This window comes from Stenotrophomonas maltophilia (assembly GCF_900186865.1).
Classification (GTDB): Bacteria; Pseudomonadota; Gammaproteobacteria; order Xanthomonadales; family Xanthomonadaceae; genus Stenotrophomonas; species Stenotrophomonas maltophilia.
The window spans coordinates 3,042,915-3,059,590 of the sequence record NZ_LT906480.1; the positions used below are offsets into that span (position 1 = coordinate 3,042,915).

Annotated in this window: 17 protein-coding genes; 15 read left to right on the forward strand and 2 right to left on the reverse strand. The window is 68.5% G+C overall.

What is annotated here, in order from left to right; genetic code table 11:
- The first annotated feature begins 97 nt into the window (after positions 1-97).
- The gene (locus tag CKW06_RS14460; protein WP_005410044.1) at positions 98-532 is read left to right on the forward strand and encodes a VOC family protein; all 435 of its coding nucleotides are present in this window, start codon (positions 98-100) and stop codon (positions 530-532) included.
- A 300-nt stretch (positions 533-832) separates the two neighbouring features.
- Positions 833-1,537, forward strand: coding sequence for a helix-turn-helix domain-containing protein (locus CKW06_RS14470; protein ID WP_024958809.1), 705 nt, complete (start codon positions 833-835; stop codon positions 1,535-1,537).
- A 9-nt stretch (positions 1,538-1,546) separates the two neighbouring features.
- On the opposite strand, the gene CKW06_RS14475 is transcribed toward CKW06_RS14470, so the two are convergent.
- Positions 1,547-2,425, reverse strand: coding sequence for a sterol desaturase family protein (locus CKW06_RS14475; protein WP_231910783.1), 879 nt, complete (start codon positions 2,423-2,425; stop codon positions 1,547-1,549).
- Between the two features lie 185 nt (positions 2,426-2,610).
- On the opposite strand from CKW06_RS14475, the gene CKW06_RS14480 reads away from it, so the two are divergent.
- The 7 genes from CKW06_RS14480 to CKW06_RS14510 all read left to right on the forward strand — a co-directional run bounded on the left by CKW06_RS14480 (position 2,611) and on the right by CKW06_RS14510 (position 11,370).
- Positions 2,611-3,516 (forward strand): LysR family transcriptional regulator, encoded by a 906-nt coding sequence (locus tag CKW06_RS14480; RefSeq protein WP_012480587.1) that lies wholly within the window; start codon positions 2,611-2,613, stop codon positions 3,514-3,516.
- Positions 3,517-3,608: 92 nt separating this feature from the next.
- On the forward strand, positions 3,609-4,259 hold the full coding sequence (locus CKW06_RS14485; protein ID WP_012480588.1) for a DsbA family oxidoreductase: 651 nt from the start codon (positions 3,609-3,611) through the stop codon (positions 4,257-4,259).
- 35 nt (positions 4,260-4,294) lie between these two features.
- Entirely contained in the window at positions 4,295-5,302 is a 1,008-nt protein-coding gene (locus CKW06_RS14490) for a cyclase family protein (protein WP_024956785.1), read from the forward strand.
- Positions 5,303-5,521: 219 nt separating this feature from the next.
- Positions 5,522-6,136 (forward strand): translesion DNA synthesis-associated protein ImuA, encoded by a 615-nt coding sequence (gene imuA / locus CKW06_RS14495; RefSeq protein ID WP_005413787.1) that lies wholly within the window; start codon positions 5,522-5,524, stop codon positions 6,134-6,136.
- 9 nt (positions 6,137-6,145) lie between these two features.
- Positions 6,146-7,555, forward strand: a complete 1,410-nt coding sequence (locus CKW06_RS14500) for a Y-family DNA polymerase (protein ID WP_005413788.1) — start codon at positions 6,146-6,148, stop codon at positions 7,553-7,555.
- 6 nt (positions 7,556-7,561) lie between these two features.
- Positions 7,562-10,672, forward strand: a complete 3,111-nt coding sequence (locus CKW06_RS14505) for an error-prone DNA polymerase (protein WP_024956786.1) — start codon at positions 7,562-7,564, stop codon at positions 10,670-10,672.
- 191 nt (positions 10,673-10,863) lie between these two features.
- Positions 10,864-11,370 (forward strand): hypothetical protein, encoded by a 507-nt coding sequence (locus CKW06_RS14510; protein ID WP_005410054.1) that lies wholly within the window; start codon positions 10,864-10,866, stop codon positions 11,368-11,370.
- Between the two features lie 32 nt (positions 11,371-11,402).
- Here the strand turns inward: CKW06_RS14510 and ptsJ are convergent, their stop codons facing one another.
- The gene (gene ptsJ, locus CKW06_RS14515; protein ID WP_024956787.1) at positions 11,403-12,689 is read right to left on the reverse strand and encodes a MocR-like B6 salvage transcription factor PtsJ; all 1,287 of its coding nucleotides are present in this window, start codon (positions 12,687-12,689) and stop codon (positions 11,403-11,405) included.
- Positions 12,690-12,765: 76 nt separating this feature from the next.
- Here ptsJ and CKW06_RS14520 point away from each other — a divergent pair, with 76 nt between their 5' ends.
- From CKW06_RS14520 to CKW06_RS14545, 6 genes are all read left to right on the forward strand, one after another.
- The gene (locus CKW06_RS14520; protein ID WP_005413791.1) at positions 12,766-13,539 is read left to right on the forward strand and encodes a YggS family pyridoxal phosphate-dependent enzyme; all 774 of its coding nucleotides are present in this window, start codon (positions 12,766-12,768) and stop codon (positions 13,537-13,539) included.
- Positions 13,536-14,237, forward strand: a complete 702-nt coding sequence (locus CKW06_RS14525; RefSeq protein WP_005410057.1) for a glutamine amidotransferase — start codon at positions 13,536-13,538, stop codon at positions 14,235-14,237. The genes CKW06_RS14520 and CKW06_RS14525 overlap by 4 nt, the downstream gene beginning before the upstream one ends.
- On the forward strand, positions 14,234-14,458 hold the full coding sequence (locus CKW06_RS14530; RefSeq protein ID WP_005410058.1) for a hypothetical protein: 225 nt from the start codon (positions 14,234-14,236) through the stop codon (positions 14,456-14,458). Before CKW06_RS14525 ends, CKW06_RS14530 begins: the two co-directional genes overlap by 4 nt.
- A gap of 94 nt (positions 14,459-14,552) precedes the next feature.
- Entirely contained in the window at positions 14,553-15,059 is a 507-nt protein-coding gene (locus CKW06_RS14535; RefSeq protein ID WP_024956788.1) for a hypothetical protein, read from the forward strand.
- A gap of 124 nt (positions 15,060-15,183) precedes the next feature.
- Positions 15,184-15,693, forward strand: a complete 510-nt coding sequence (locus CKW06_RS14540; RefSeq protein ID WP_012480592.1) for an RNA polymerase sigma factor — start codon at positions 15,184-15,186, stop codon at positions 15,691-15,693.
- The gene (locus CKW06_RS14545) at positions 15,690-16,616 is read left to right on the forward strand and encodes a FecR family protein (protein ID WP_005413795.1); all 927 of its coding nucleotides are present in this window, start codon (positions 15,690-15,692) and stop codon (positions 16,614-16,616) included. The genes CKW06_RS14540 and CKW06_RS14545 overlap by 4 nt, the downstream gene beginning before the upstream one ends.
- Positions 16,617-16,676: the final 60 nt, after the last annotated feature.

Consider the following 16,676-nt stretch of genomic DNA (forward strand, 5'->3'; position numbering starts at 1 on the left):
GGCAACCCGGCCAGCGGTTATCAGGCCATCACCGGCGGTCATCAGCGCGCCGCGCGAGGCTGCCGATAATGAGGGTCCCTGGCCACGAACCGAGCCCATGACCGTCCATCGCGACTTCGACCATCTCTGGCGCGACCGCTGTGACACCTCCAGCCAGCGCGCGCCGCGCGTGCTGATCCGGGTGTTCGTGGCACCCGGTGAGCTGGAACGCAGCGTGGCGTTCTACGAGCAGCTGCAGGGCGTGGTGGCCGATGCGGGGTTCCCGTTTCCGGAGGCCGGGCTGCGTCTGGCGATGGTCGGTGCGTTCCTGTTGATCGAGGGCAGCGAGACGGCGCTGGCGCCGTTCACTTCGACCACGGGAACGCTGCTGGTCGACGATGTTCGGCCCTATCACGACAAACTGGTCGCGGCTGGCGCCGAGATCATCTTCCCGTTGCAGGTGGTACCCACCGGGGCGGCGTTCAACGCGGTGCATCCCGATGGCACGGTGGTCGAGTACGTGCATCACCGGCCGGATCCGCACGGCCGGTGAGGGGACGGCCGGGCTGCGCCCGGCACCCGAGGTAGTGCCGGCCGCTGGCCGGCAACCTCAGAAGCAACAGCCGAAGCAAAAGCGGGCTTCCTGTGGGATGGCGGGGTGGGTCCGGCTGCGGGGGGCGCTGCAAGTACGTCCATGTAAGCTCGGTCGCGCCATCCATGGCGCTCACGCCCCCGCAACCGGACCCACCCCGCCTTCGACAGTCTCTCGCGACCTGCAGTAGATCCACGCCATGCGTGGATGCTCTTCGTTTCATTGTCGAAATATTTGATTTCGATGGAGATTCATCCACGCATGGCGTGGATCTACAATCCCTCCATGCCCTCCCCCGCCCTGCCCTGGAATGGCACGTTGCAGCTGGATGCTCACGTGGCCGTGCTGCAGGGCCATGCCGGTGGCAGCGCCTCCCACGCGCACTACGCCCATCAACTGTTGCTGAGCGACGGCGCGCCCTGGCAGGTCGAGATCGATGGCGTATGGCAGCAGGGCCAACGGCTGTGGCTGCCGTCCTTCCAGACGCACGCGATCCTGTCGGCGCCGGAAGCGGGCTGTACGGTGTTCCTTGAGCCGGCGCATGCCGACCTCGAACAGATCCAGCAGCACCTGCACGCGCTGCCGGGCACTGCGATGGAACTGCACGACTGGCTGCCACGGTTGAGCCGCCCACAGCCGCTGGACCGCCGCGTGCAGGCGGCGTTGGCCCGTATTGCCCAGCACCTGCCCGGCCCGGTGCCGGCCGCCGATATCGCCGAGGCGGCGCACCTGTCGACCAGCCAGCTGCACCGGCGTTTCCAGTCCGAGCTGGCAGTGACCCTGCGCGGCTGGGTGCTGTGGCAACGGTTGCGCCGCGCGCTGATGCATCATCTGAGCGGTCACAACCTGACCGACAGTGCGCATGCCGCTGGATTCGCCGATCTGGCCCATCTCTCGCGCAGCCTGCGCGGCATGTTCGGCATCGGTGCCGCGCAGCTGCAGGGCCTGCAGCTGCACGCGGCCTGACATGTTCAATCATTCGCGCCTGCGCAGGCCTTCCGGCAACTCCGGCACCTCGCCATGCGGCAGTTCGCGGAACGGTGCCAGCAGCTGCCCCGGATAATCGCGCGGATAGTCCGGTTGGCTGCCGATGCCAAGGTCGCGTTGCTGCAGCCGATAACCCGGCGCATCGAAGGCGGTCCCCAGCAGATGGTCCCAGGCGGTCAGGAACAGGCCGAAGTTGACGTCGCCCGCGGTGCCGTAACGCATGTGGTGGAAGCGGTGCAGCGGCGCCCAGGCCATCACCCGACCCAGCACGCCGGGACGCATGTCCACGTTGGAGTGCTGCAGCAGCAGCTGGATGGCAATGGCGAAGGCCAGCACCGCGGCCACCGGCATCGGCAGGCCCAACAGCAGCAGCGGCAGCACGCCGCCCACCGCTTCGGCCGCCTGATGCAGCGGGTGTTTCATCAGCCCGTTGAAGCCGTACATGCGGGTGACGCTGTGGTGCACCGCATGCAGCCGCCACAACCAGCCGATGCGATGGCTGGCGTAGTGCACCAGGGTGATGCCGAGATCAGCGCAGACGATGGCCAGCAGCACCTGCAGCGCGAATGGCCACTGCACCGGCCACAACTGCCACGGAATGATTGCCGCCAGCAGCGGCACCGCCGCGATCGACAGCAGGTTCAGGCTTTCGTTGACCAGTGCATGCAGGGTGTCACGCAGGCTGTCGCCGTGGTCGTGGTTGAACGCGGGGTCGTACGGCCAGGCACGCTCGGCGGCGAACGAGACCGCGATGGCGGCCGCCAGCAAGGCCAGCAGCCACAACGGGTCAGCGTGGCGGTGCCCCACCCAGACGATGGCGGCAGAGACGAAACCAAGCAGGAACAACGGGGCATACAGGCGGAGCATCCAGTGCTTCATGGGCAACCCGGAAAGTGAGGGGCCTGCATGCTGGCGTGGCATGCGGGTTGGCGGCTTGAACAAACGGCGCAAGCGCGTGCCGCGGGCGGATGCCGAGCTTGGTCGGCGCCGTGTTCCTGTATCCACGCACGGCGCGGCTCTACAATGGCGCCCTCATCGCGCCCGGGGCCGGCATGGATTCCTTCAACCTGATGCGTGCCTTCCGCCGCATCGTCGAACGCGGCGGGCTGGCCCGCGCTGCCGAAGACCTGGGCATGTCGCCCGCCGGCCTGAGCAAGCAGCTGCGCACGCTGGAAGCGCATCTGGGCGTGGTACTGCTGCAGCGGACCACGCGGCGCATGAGCCTGACCGAGACCGGCCACGCCTATTACCGTGAATGCTGCCGCCTGCTCGACGAGCTGGACGCATTGGAACGTGGCATCGCCGAACAGCGCGGCGACGTAGCCGGGCGCCTGCGCGTCAATGCGCCGCAGTCGTTCGCACTGAGCACGCTGTCGCCGCTGCTGCCGCGCTTCCTGCAGCAGCATCCACAGCTGTCGCTGGACCTGGTGATGGAAGATCGCCTGCTCGATGCAGTCGGTGAGGGTTTCGATGTGTCGCTGCGGCTGCGTGCCGAGCTGGATGATTCACGCCTGGTGGCGCGCCGGCTGGCGTCGCTGCAGCAGGTGCTGTGCGCAGCCCCGTCCTACCTGCGGCAGCATCCGGCACCGCAGGCGGTGGACGATCTGCAGGCGCACAGCGTGCTGGCCTACAGCCTGTCCGACTCACCGGGCAGCTGGCCGCTGCTCGGCCCCGATGGCCAGGTGACGATCACCCTGCCAGCGCGCGTCACCGTCAACAACAGCCTGCTGCTGCGCGACCTGCTGGTGGCCGGCATGGGCATCGGCGCCCTGCCCTCGTTCCTGGCGGCACCCGCACTGGCCCGTGGCGAACTGCAGCAGGTGCTGCCCGACCACCGCTATCCGCCGCGCTTCGTGCATGCGGTCTACCCGACCTCGCGCCACCTGCAGCCCAAGGTGCGTGCCTTCATCGATTTCCTGCACGCCGAGCTGCCCGGCTGCGCCGGCCTGGATTCGTAACCGCCAGCGAAAACTGAGCTGCCCGCAGCGTGCTGTTTCGGCCACGCCGCGCTGCCTACTCTGCCGCCTCCCCTCTCACCGATGGCAGGCAGATGTCTTCCGTTCCTTCCCCCGCCACCGCCGCGCCGGTGGTCGATTTCTTCCACGACGTGGTCTGCGGCTGGTGCTTCGTGCTGGCCCCGCGCCTGCAGCAGGTCTCGGCCGAACTCGGCATCCAGGTGCGCCACCGCAGCTTCGTGCTGCAGGACTCGCGCGCGCAGATGGTCGAGGTGTTCGGCTCGATGGAGCGCGCCAAGGCGATCATCCTGCGCCACTGGACCGACTGCGCCGCGCATGAAGACACCGCGCGCATCGATATCGAAGGCATGCGCGCACAGGACTTCGAGTATCCGTCCGGCTGGCTCGGCGCACTGGCCTGCCAGGCCGCCGGCATGCTCGGTGGCAACGACGCCCATGGCGCGATGTTTGATGCCGTGCAATGGGCGCACCTGCACCAGCACCGCAACATCGGCGACGCCGAAGTACTGCTGGATATCGCCGAATCGCTGGGCCATCCACGTGGCGCCTTCGCTGACCACATGCGCAGCGACGCAGTACGCCAGCGCGTGCAGGCCGATCGTGCCGAAGCCGCTGCCCTCGGCATCCGTTCCATACCCACCGTGATCGGCGGCAACGGCCTGCGCCTGCAGACCCTGCCGCTGCCACACCTGCGCCAGGCCCTGGCGCCTTTGGTCGCGGCCTGAGCCGCACCCTCCCCCACCCTGCAAGGAGATTCCCCATGACCCCACGTACCCTGGCCACCGCGCTGGCCCTGCTGCTGGGCGGCACCGCCGCTTCCACCACCGTGTCCGCACACGAACGCGTTCCCTCCGGCCAGCAGGTCGGCACCAGCCCCTGGGGGCCGAAGGACGAGATCGGCCGCCTCAACCTGATCACCGAAGCCTCGCGTGCGGCGATCCTGTCACGGGTCAGCGGCGGCAAAGCCTATGACCTGGCCACCGAATACTACGTCGGCATGCCCAGCTGGCAGGATGCCGGCGACCCGCACTACCAGTTCTGGATGACCCACACCCCGCGCGGCACGGTGATGGACGACCCGATGGGCGTGGGCGAGACCATGAACCTCACCCGCAGCTACACCGGCACCGCATTCTCGATGTACAGCCACACCGGCACCCACATCGATGCGCTGAACCACTTCGGCATCCACGGGAAGATCTGGAACGGCTTCGAGGCCGACAAGCACCTCGGCGACCGTGGCTGGAATGTCACCGGCATCGAGAAGTTCCCGCCGCTGATCGCGCGTGGCGTGCTGATCGACGTGGCCGCCGCCAAGGGCGTGGACATGCTGCCTGACAGCTACCGCGTCACCCGCCAGGACCTGAAGGATGCGCTGGCACGCCAGAAGGTGAAACTGCAGCAGGGCGACGTGGTGCTGATCCGCACCGGCCGCATGCGCCTGTTCGAGCAGCCCAGGGCCTACATGGCCAACCCGCCGGGCATGGGCCTGGACGCGGCGCGCTTCCTGGTCGAGGACAGCGGCGCGATGATCGTCGGTGCCGACAACCTCAGCTTCGAGACCTTCCCCTCGGAGGTGTCCGACGACTACGTGCCGCTGCACACCTACCTGCTGGCCCAGCAGGGCGCGCCGATCATCGAGCTGGTGGCGCTGGACGAACTGGCCCGCGACAAGGTCTACGAGTTCGCCTTCATCGGCGGCCCGCTGAAGATCCGCGGCGGCGATGCCGCGCCGCTGCGCCCGGTGGCGCTGCCGGTGCGCCCGTAACCAGGGCCTGTGGGTGCTGACCTTGGTCGGCACTCCTTCCCCCCTTCAGCAACCTGAAACCGGACCCTCCGATTTCATTAGTAATTCTACTCACAAGGCGAGTAGCATGTCTGGTCTCAGCCCCTGATACCGGCCCGTCGATACTCGCGCCATGCCCGCCGTTTCCGCCCGTTCCTGCCGTTTCCAGCCCGCCCGGCGCCTCCCTTGGAGGGCCGGCTGATGGGTGCCGTCGTCGCCCTCGACCGGCTGCTGGACGGGCGCCAGCTGTGGCGCGGCCCGGCCCGCCAGGGGCCGGCCAGCGACCACCTGGCCAGCGGGCACCCGGCATTGGACGCACGCCTGCCCGGCGGTGGCTGGCCCACCAGCGGGCTGTGCGAGGTACTGCAGGCGGCGCCCGGGGTGGGTGAGCTGGCGCTGGTCTGGCCGGCGCTGGCCAAGCTGAGCCTGCGTGACCGCCCGATCGTGCTGGTCGCCCCGCCCTATCGCCCGCATGCCCCGGCCTGGGCGGCAGCCGGGCTGGACCTGGCCCAGCTGCAGATCATCCACGCCGCGCCGAAACAGGCGCTCTGGGCCACCGAGCAGTGCCTGCGCTCTGCCGCCTGCGCGGCGGTGCTGTGCTGGCCACACCAGGCCGACGATCGCGCCCTGCGCCGGCTGCAGGTCGCCGCCGACAGCGGCCAGTGCCTGGGCTTCGTGTTCCGCGAGGCGCAGGCGGCGCGCAATCCCTCTCCGGCCAGCCTGCGCCTGCAGCTCGACCACGGCCAGGTGCGGGTGCTGAAGTGCCGAGGCGGCCTGCCGCCGGCGCAGCCGTTGCCGCTGGCCATCGCCCACTGAGGCCGCGCCATGCACTGGGCCTGCCTATTGTTGCCGCAGCTGGCGCTGGACAGCGTGCTGCGCCTGCAGCCGGATCCGCAGCGCCCACTGGTGCTGCTGCAGGGGCCGGCACAGCGTCGCGTACTGCGTGCGGTCAGCCCGTCGGCACGCGCAGCCGGGCTGCGCCCGGGCATGCTGCTGTCGGCTGCGCAGGTGCTGGTGCAGGACATGCACCTGCACGATTACGATCCCAACGCCGAACAGCACACCCGGCAGCTGCTGGCCAGCTGGGCCTACGCCTACAGCTCGCAGGTCAGCCTCGATTTCCCGCATGCACTTGTGCTGGAGATCGGCGCCAGCCGCGCCCTGTTCGGTGACTGGCTGACGATCCAGCAGCGGCTGCGCAACGAACTGCACGAACTCGGCTTCCGTCACCGTCTGGTGGCCGCACCTACCCCACATGCCGCGCGCGTGCTGGCCAACGTCCACGACGGCCTCGGCATCGATGCACAGCAACTGCCGGCGGCGCTGGCGCAGTTGCCCCTGCCGCGCTGCGGCCTGCCCAACGAGGCGGTGACGGTGCTCGGCCGCTCCGGCCTGCGCACGCTGGGCGCAGTGCTCGAGCTGCCGCGCGACAGCCTGGCCCGGCGCTTTGCCCCCGAGGTCCTGCAGCAGCTGGATGCACTGCGTGGGCTACCCACCGCGCCACTGCGCTACTACCAGCCACCGGACCGTTTCGATGCACGCATCGAATTCGAGTACGAGATCGAATCCAGCCAGGCCCTGTTGTTCCCGCTGCGTCGCCTGCTGCTGGACCTGGCCGCGTTCCTGTGTTCGCGCGATGGCGGCGTGCAGCGCTTCGACCTGCATTTCGAGCACGACCTGCTGCCGGCCAGCGTGCTGACCATCGGCCTGCTGGCACCGGAACGCGATCCCGCGTTGCTGTTCGAGATCGCGCGCAACCGCATGGAAGCGTTCGCCCTGCCGGCCGGCAGCCGCGCACTGCGCCTGCAGGCCGAACAACTGCCACCGTTCGTGCCCGCCGCGCGCGACCTGTTCGATACCCGGCCGGCACAGGCGATGCCCTGGAACCAGCTGCGCGAGCGCCTGCGCGCGCGGCTGGGCGATGACGCCGTGCAGCCGCTGGCGGTGCAGGCCGACCATCGCCCCGAACGCGCCAGTGGCAGCCAGCCTGCGGCCAAGCCTCCGTCGTACTGGCCGCTGCGCCCTGGCTGGTTGCTGGACACTCCGCAACCGCTGCGTGATCCGCGGCTGCGCATCGTCACCGGGCCGGAGCGGATCGAATCGGGCTGGTGGGACCAGGCCGACGCGCGCCGCGACTACTACGTGGTGGAAACCGCACACGGCCAGCGCGGCTGGGCTTTCCGTGAGCGCAACGATCCGCATGCGCCGTGGATGCTGCACGGCTGGTTCGGCTGAGCCGCCATGCACAGCGAACTGCCCGGCTACGCCGAACTGCACTGCCTGTCGGCCTTCAGTTTCCAGCGTGGTGCTTCGATCGCCGAAGAGCTGTTCGCGCGCGCCGCCGGCCAGGGCTACCGCGCGTTGGCGATCACCGACGAATGCTCGCTGGCCGGCATCGTGCGTGCCTGGCAGGCGGCGAAGGCGCATGGCGTGGCGCTGATCGTCGGCGCCGAATTCCAGGTCGAGGACGGACCGAAGCTGGCCCTGCTGTGCAGCAACCAGGCCGCCTATGCCGGGCTGTGCCAGTTGATCACCACCTGCCGGCGGCGCGCGGCGAAGGGCGAGTACCGCTGCCTGCGCGAGGACCTGCTCGGCCTGCCCAACGGCCTGCTCTGTCTATGGCTGGACCGGCAACCGGCCGCTACCGACCTGGAACTGCTGCGCGCCGGCTTCGATGATCGCCTGTGGCTGGCGGTGGAACTGCACCACGAACACGACGACGCACGCCGCCTGCAGCAGCTGCAGGCCTTCGGCGAACGTCACCGCCTGCCGCTGGTCGCCAGTGGCGATGTGCACATGCACGTGCGACGCCGCCGCGCCCTGCAGGACACGCTGACCGCGATCCGCCATCGTTGCAGCGTGGCCGAGGCCGGCTGGCGCCTGTTTCCCAACGGCGAGCGCCACCTGCGCCCGCGCACCGCGCTGGCCCAGCTGTATCCCGCCGAACTGCTGGCCGAGACCCTGCGCATCGCCGAACGCTGCCACTTCACGCTGGAGCAGCTGCAGTACACCTATCCGCGCGAGCTGGTGCCGGAGGGGCATGACCCGGACAGCTGGCTGCGCGAGCTGGTCGAAGAAAAGATTCCCTGGCGTTGGCCAGACGGCATCAAGGACGCACAGCGCAAGCAGATCGAACATGAGCTGGCGTTGATCCGGGAGAAAAACTACGCCTCCTACTTCCTTACCGTGCATGACATCGTGCGCTTCGCCCGCAGCCAGGACATCCTCTGCCAAGGGCGTGGCTCGGCGGCCAATTCGACGGTGTGCTTTGTGCTGGGCGTGACCGAGATCGATCCTGCGCGCAGCAATCTGTTGTTTGAACGCTTCATCTCCGCCGAGCGCAATGAGCCGCCGGACATCGACATCGACTTCGAGCACGAGCGCCGCGAGGAAGTGCTGCAGTACGTGTTCAAGCGCTATGGCCGCGAGCGCGCCGCACTGACCGCAGTAGCAATCAGCTACCGTGGCCGCAGCGCGATCCGCGACGTGGCCCGTGCGCTCGGCCTGCCGATGGACCAGGTCAACGAACTCGGCGCGGCGATGGACCACTGGGGAGGCAGCATCCCGCTGCCGGAAACCCTGCGCGAGCGCGGCTTCGACCCGGACACGCCCTTGATGCGGCGGCTGCTGGCATTGACCGCCGAGCTGATCGACTTCCCACGCCACCTGTCTCAGCATCCGGGCGGTTTCGTCATCTCCGAGCATCCGCTGTCGACCCTGGTGCCGGTGGAAAACGCGGCGATGGCCGACCGCACCGTCATCCAGTGGGACAAGGACGATCTGGATGCCACCGGCCTGATGAAGGTCGACTGCCTGGCGCTGGGCATGCTCACCGCCATCCGCAAATGCCTGGCGATGTTGAAGCAGCACGGCCTGCATGAAGGACGCATGGATGCGATCCCGCCCAAGGATGCAAAGACCTTCGACATGATCTGCGCCGCCGACACCATCGGCGTGTTCCAGATCGAATCGCGCGCCCAGATGGCGATGCTGCCGCGCATGCAGCCACGCACGTTCTATGACCTGGTGATCGAGGTGGCGATCGTGCGCCCTGGCCCGATCCAGGGCGACATGGTGCACCCCTATCTGGAGCGGCGCCGGATCCTGCGCGAACAGGGACCGGACGCGTTGAACGACCCGGACAACCCGCTCTACCCACCGCAGCTGGAACGCGTATTCGCACGCACGCTGGGCGTGCCGCTGTTCCAGGAACAGGTGATGCAGCTGGCGGTGGAAGCGGCCGGCTACACGCCGGGCCAGGCCGATGCCCTGCGCCGCTCGATGGCCGCATGGAAACGCCGTGGCGGCCTGGAGCCGCATCGCGAGAAGCTGCTGTCCGGCATGCTGAAGAACGGCTTCAGCCGCGAGTACGGCGAGCACCTGTTCGAGCAGATCAAGGGCTTCGGTGATTACGGTTTCCCGGAAAGCCACGCCGCCAGCTTCGCCCTGCTGACCTATAACAGCTGCTGGCTGAAGTGCCATCACCCGGCCGCGTTCACCGCCAGCCTGATCAACAGCCAGCCGCTGGGCTTCTACAGCCCCGACCAGCTGCTGCAGGACGCGCGCCGGCACGGCATCCGCGTGCTGCCGGTGGACGTGCGCCACAGCGACTGGGACTGCACCCTGGATTTCAGCAGGGGCGCAGCCGCGATCCGGCTCGGCCTGCGCCTGGTCGATGGCTGCAACGAGCCCGCCGTGCAGGCCATCATGCGCGAACGTGCGCGGCGCCCGTTCGACGATGTCGGCGACCTGTGCCAGCGCACCGCCCTGGACCGCCGCCAGCAGGGCCTGCTGGCCGATGCCGGTGCGTTGCGTGGGCTCAGTGGCCATCGCCATCGTGCACGCTGGGATATCTCCGGCGTGGAAAACCGGCTGCCGCTGTTCGACCAGGCCCGCGCCACCGCCGAAGCCCGCGTGCCGTTGCCCCTGCCCAGCGCCTGGGAGGACATGCAGGCCGATTATCGCAGCACCGGCACCACCCTCGGCCGCCATCCGATCTCGTTCCTGCGCGTGCAGCTGCGCAGCCGTGGCTGCCTGGATGCCGCGCAACTGGCGAGCCATGGCCATGGCCGTCGCGTGCGCATCGCCGGCCTGGTACGCATGCGCCAGCGCCCACAGACCGCCAGCGGTGTCACCTTCCTCACGCTCGAGGATGAAACCGGCATGGTCAACGCCGTGGTCTGGCGGCACCTGGCCGATCGCCAGCACCGGGTGCTGGTCGATACCCAGCTGATGCAGATCGATGGTCGCCTGGAACGCGTCGATGGCGTCCAGCACGTCATCGTGCAACGCATGCACTGCCTGGATGAACTGCTGCAGGGACTGCGCAGCCACAGCCGCGATTTCCACTGACGCCGGGAATCACCGTGTAACGGCCACTGGGTGATGTCGAGCAGGTAGAGGTAGAGTCGACTGTCAGTCGACTTGCGCGCGCCAGCGCGGGAATCTCCGTGATCTGATCGAACAGCAGTCGACTGACAGTCGACTCTACCCATCCCCTTTTGCATCCGCTATCGTCGGCACATCCAAGGAAGGACCACCCGATGCCCCGTGCGCTGCTGCTGACCACACTGGTGGTCTCCACCCTCGCCCTGCTTGTTTCCGGCTGGACCGCCTGGAACCTGCATCGCAGCCAATCGCCACAGCGCATCATCGAAGCACGCGGCCTGGTCATCCACGATGCAAGCGGCCAGCCGCGGGTCATCCTCGGCGCACCGGTCCCCGACCCGCTCAGCCAGGGCCGCACCCAGGGGCCGCGTGCCACGGCACTGTCTGGCCTGATCCTGCTTGGCCCCGACGGTTCCGAGCGTGGTGGTTATGGCACCAGCGACCGCGGCGGCGAAGCCCTGCTCACCCTCGACGATGCCACCGGCACTACCGAAGTATTCAAGGTCGTCGCCAACCCGGATCGCGGCGCCAGCCTGATGGTCAAGCACCAGAACAACACCGGCGCCATGCTCACCTCCTGGCAGGGCAAGCCGGAGCTGATGTTCGTCGATGACAGCGGCCAGTCCTACTACGTGCGCCCTGGCGCCAACGCCGCGCCCTGATCGGCTTCTGTAGCGTCGAGCCATGCTCGACGCTACACCCCGCACACGGCCGCCAGGTCATCGGCCAGCTGCCGCAGCTGCGTCGTCCCCAGCGCCGCACAGGTGATGCGCAGGCCATGTCCCGGCGCCGCCACCGCGAACACTTCGCCCGCCCGCACATGCCATCCGCGCGAAGCCAGTGCCAGCACCTGAGGATGGCTGTCAGCCGACAACGGCAGCCACAGGTTCAATCCCTCCATTGGCAGCGGCGTCGGCATGCCACGCGCGCGCAGCAACTCCTGCAGCGACTGCAGGCGCTGCTGGTAACGCTCACCTGCCGAGGCGATCTTCGTCCGCTGCGTTGCCGACGCCAGCACCGACGTCGCCGCATCCTGCAGCAGATGACTGACCCAGCCGGTGCCGGACGCCAATCGCAGCCGCAACCGCATCGCGGTTTCTTCATCGCAGGCCAACCAGGCCAGGCGCAGGTCGGGGCCGAGCGGTTTGGACAACGAACGCAACAGCGCCCAGCGCCGGCCATCCAGCGGCAGTACCGAGTGGTAGGCCTGCTGCGAAAGCAGCGCGTAATGATCGTCGACCAGCACCGCCACCTGCGGGTAGGCCGCCAGCAGCTGGCGCAACGCCCGTGCCCGCTTCGCATCCAGGCTGGCCCCGGTCGGGTTGTGCGCACGCGGGGTCAGCAGCACCGCGCGTGCACCGCCCTCCAGCGCCTGCCGAAGTGATTCGACCTGCATGCCATGCGCGTCCACCGCCACCGGCAACGGCGCGTGGCCCACGGCATTGAGCACATTGAGGCTGCCGAGGAAGCACGGATCCTCCACCGCGATGCGATCCCCCGGCAGCAGCCAGGCCGCCAGCAGGCGTTCAATGCCATCGACCGCGCCATGGGTCAGCTCCAGCGCATAACCCGCCGGGCAGTCCGCATCCAGCGAGGCGCGCGCCAGCGCCTGCAACCTCGGGTCGACCGTGCCCACGCCATACAGCCGCGGTGCGGCCGGGGCCAGGCGCAGGTTCGGCAGCAGGCGCGGATCCGGATTGCCACCGGCCAGGTCCTGCAGCGCCAGCCCGGGCGTACTGCCCTCGCGCGCCAGCGGCGGCGGCAGGCCACGCACCACCGTGCCGCGGCGGCCCGCCGTGCTGGCCAGGCCCGCCGCATCCAGGCGCTTGTAGGCAGCGGCCACGGTGTTGCGGTTCACGCCCAGTTGCTCGGCCAGTTCACGCACCGGCGGCAGCACGCTGCCGGCCGGCAGGCGGCCCTCGCCGATGCCCTCACGGATGCTGTCGAAGATCGACTCGGCACTGTGCCCGGTGATTTTCATTTTGTCCTATGCCAAAATATCTCTTGTCCTGTGCCAGTGTATCCCACCCTGGCCGCCCTGCATTGGAGGTGCCCGCATGCCCCTTGCCGCCGCCGACTGGCCCGTCGCCCAGTCCGTTGAACAGATCGCCGCCAACCTGGTCACGGTGCGCCAACGCATCGCCGATGCCTGCGCCCGCGTCGGCCGGGACCCGGCCAGCGTGCGCCTGCTGCCGGTCAGCAAGACCGTCGATGAAGCCCGCATCCGCATGGCGGTGGCCGCAGGCTGCCACGAACTTGGCGAGAACAAGGTGCAGGAGGCACAACGCAAGGCCGAAGCGATGGCCGACCTGGGCGTGCACTGGTCGGTGATCGGCCATCTGCAGACCAACAAGGCGCGCTACGTGGCGCGCTTTGCCAGCGAGTTCCAGGCGCTGGACAGCCTGCGCGTAGCCGAGGCCCTGCAGCAGCGCCTGCAACTGGAAGAGCGCACCCTGGATGTGTTCGTGCAGGTCAACACCTCGGCCGAACCCAGCAAGTACGGACTGGAACCCGACGCGGTCGAGGCCTTCGTGCAACAGCTGCCAGCCTTCGATCGCCTGCGCGTGCGCGGCCTGATGACCCTGGCCATCTTCACCCCCGACGTCGAGCGCGTGCGCGCCTGCTTCGTGCGCCTGCGCGAACTGCGCGACCAGCTGCAACGCACCGCCCCGCCCGACCTGGACCTGTCGCAGCTGTCGATGGGCATGTCCGGTGATTTCGAAGTGGCCATCGAGGAAGGTGCCACCGTGGTCCGCGTCGGCCAGGCCATTTTCGGCGCCCGCGCCACCCCGGACAGCTTCTACTGGCCGAACAGCGGAGCCCCGGCATGAAGCACGCGGTTGTCCTGCAGCACGTTGGCTTTGAAGACCTCGGCACCCTGCAGCCACTGCTGTTGGCGCAAGGCTGGCAGCTGCAGCTGCTGCAGGCCGGCGTCGATGCGCTCGATGACGCCGAAACCGCCGACCTGCTGGTCGTGCTGGGCGGTCCAATCAGTGCCAATGACACAGGGACCTACCCCTTCGTCAACGACAGCATTGCCCTGCTGCAGCGCCGGCTGCAGCGGCAGCGGCCGACCCTGGGCATCTGCCTGGGTGCACAGCTGATGGCGCGGGCACTCGGTGCCAGTGTCGCTCCCAGTGGTGGCAAGGAAATCGGCTTTGCGCCACTGCTGCTGACCGATGAAGGCCAGCGTTCTCCGCTGCAGTCCCTGCAGGGCATTCCGGTACTGCATTGGCATGGTGAGGCGTTCGAACTTCCGGCCGGCGCACGCCGCCTGGCCAGCACGCCGGCCTGCCGTCACCAGGCGTTCGCCATCGGCAGCCACGCATTGGCCCTGCAATGCCACCCGGAACTGGATGCCCGCCAGTTCGAGCGCTGGCTGATCGGCCACACGCTGGAGCTGGCCCAGGCCGGCATCGATCCCAACGACCTGCGTGCGCAGGCGCGTCGCTATGGCGCACCGCTGGCAGCGGCCGCCACCGCGATGTTCGACCATTGGCTGCAGGATCTGCCGGAGACACCGCAATGAACTACCGATTGCAGATCCACCGCGATGGCGCCCACTGGGGCCACTTCGACTGCAGCGGCCCCGATGCCCTGCAACGCATGGACGCCATTGCCGCACAGCTGCCTGCCGATCAGGGCTTCCAGCTGAAACGGCAGAAAGGTGTCGGCGAAGAGCGCATCCTGTCCAGCAATGCCGATGGCCTGCGGGTACTGGCTTCGCAGATCCAGTACCGCGACATCTGACCCGATGGTAGTGCCGGCCGCTGGCCGGCATCCGGATCTTCCGGCCAGCGGCCGGCACTACCGCGGCTGTTCGCCCGCGTGCGAAGCTTCACGCATGTTGACCCTGCAACGCGGCAACCACCACGGACTGCTCATCGCCCCGCGCTGGCCCTCCACCCGCATCCAACTGGAAGAAGAGGTACTGCAACGCCTGCTCGACGCGCAGGCGATGCTGCCTGCCGGGTTGCGCCTGCTGCTCACCCGTGGCTTCGAACCCGGCCACAGCCGTCTCGGCGGCTTCCGCCGCGCGGTACGACGGCTCGGCATCGCAGCATTCCGCACCTGCTACCCGCAACGCCGCGATGAGATCGATGCCATTTTCGGTGCCAACGGCCACGACATCGATGGCCGTCATGTCGATGTCTCACTGGTACTGCACGGCAAGCGGCTGCGGCTGCTGCCCCTGGGCGTGTTCACCCCACCGCGCTGGCAGGATCGTCGCGTTGCCCGTCATTCCGAAGCCGTCGTGCAGGTGAAGCGCAGCCTGCAGCAGTGCGGCTTCGAGCTGCATCACAACGCCACCGAAGCCCTGCAGATCCACTGCGACTATCGTCCGCGCTGACGCCGCGGTGACCCATGCGTGCCGTGCCTCGCGCCATTGATGCAAATGATTCTCTTTTGCTGTAAGGTGCAGCCGCTGCCCTTGCCGCCGCGGGCTGTTCCCTTTCCCAGTTGTCGCCCGCCCCGTGTCCACGCCTGTCGAACCGACGGATGTCGCGCAGCTGTGCGCGGCCCATTACCGGCCGCTGCACGCCCATGTCCGCCGCAAACTCCCGCAACGCAGCGACGCCGATGACGTCGTCCAGGAAACCTGGCTGCGTGTCGTCAAAGTCGCCGCCAGCGGCCTGCTGAGCAACGGCCGCGCCTATCTGTACCGCGTCGCCCACAACCTGATCGCGGATCACTACCGGCAGCGCCAGCGCCGTCGCGAAGAGGTACTGGATGACACGCAGTTGCAGGCCATCGCCGATCCTGCACCACTGCCCGAGCAGCGACTGCTCGACGCCGAACAGCTGCGCCACCTCGACGCGATCGTCGCCGCGCTGCCACCGCGCTCGCGCCAGGTGTTCCTGCTGGCGCGGGTTGAACAATTGGCGCTTGCCGAGATCGGGCGCCAGCTCGGCATCAGCCGGCAGACCGCGCACGGCCATCTGCTGCGCGCCCTCGTCGCCCTGCAGCAGGTGCCCGGCGCATGAGCCAGGACGCGATCGCGCGCGAAGCCGCACGCTGGTGGCTGGATGGACACGATGGCACCCGCGACGAGAACGCGTTCGACCAGTGGTGCCAGGCCGATTCGCGCCATGTTGCGCAGTACCAGCATCTGCAGCAGCTGTGGCAGGCCGGTGCCACCTTGCCCAGTCTTCAACGGCAACAGCAACGGCGGCAGCGGCGGCGCCTGGGCGAGGCCGGCATTGCGGTACTGCTGCTGTGCGCGCTCGGCCTGTACAGCCGCACCGCCTCGCCACCCGCTGCGCAGGTACTGCGCACTGCTGCAGGCGAGATCCGTGATGAAGCCCTGCCAGACGGTTCGCACGTCCTGCTGTCACCGGGCAGCGAAGTGCATGTGCGCGTCGATGCACAGCGCCGCCAGTTGCAGCTGCAGCAGGGGCAAGCCTGGTTCAAGGTCGCCGCCGATGCCGACCGGCCATTCCAGGTACACACTCCACAGGGCACGGTCACTGCGCTGGGAACCGCGTTTGATCTGGCCGTGCAGGGCGACAACAGCGTGGTCACGGTCACCGAGCACAGCGTCCGTGTAGAAAGCGGTACCGCCAGCGTGCAGGCCAGTGAGGGGCAGCAGATACGCTTCAACGGACAAGCGACTGCTGCAGCACATCCGGCAGACGACAGCACCCTGGCCTGGCGCGAACGGCGCCTGCATTGGGTTTCGGCGCCGCTTGCCGACGTCACCCAGGGGCTGGACCGTTGGCATGGCGGACATACCTGGATCGTCGGTGCACGGCTTCGCCAACGGCCGGTCACCCTACTGGGCAATGCAGATGGTGCCGCCAGCAACCGCGACCAGCTCGCCGCGCAGCTGCATGTGCGTGTACTGCGTATCGGCGCGGGCATGCAGGTGTGGTTGCCGCCGCGCGAGGAGCAGCGCGATGCACCCTGACATTGGGCCCATCACCGCGTCTACCCAGGATGACGACGCTCTGCGTCAGCCCCTGGAGCC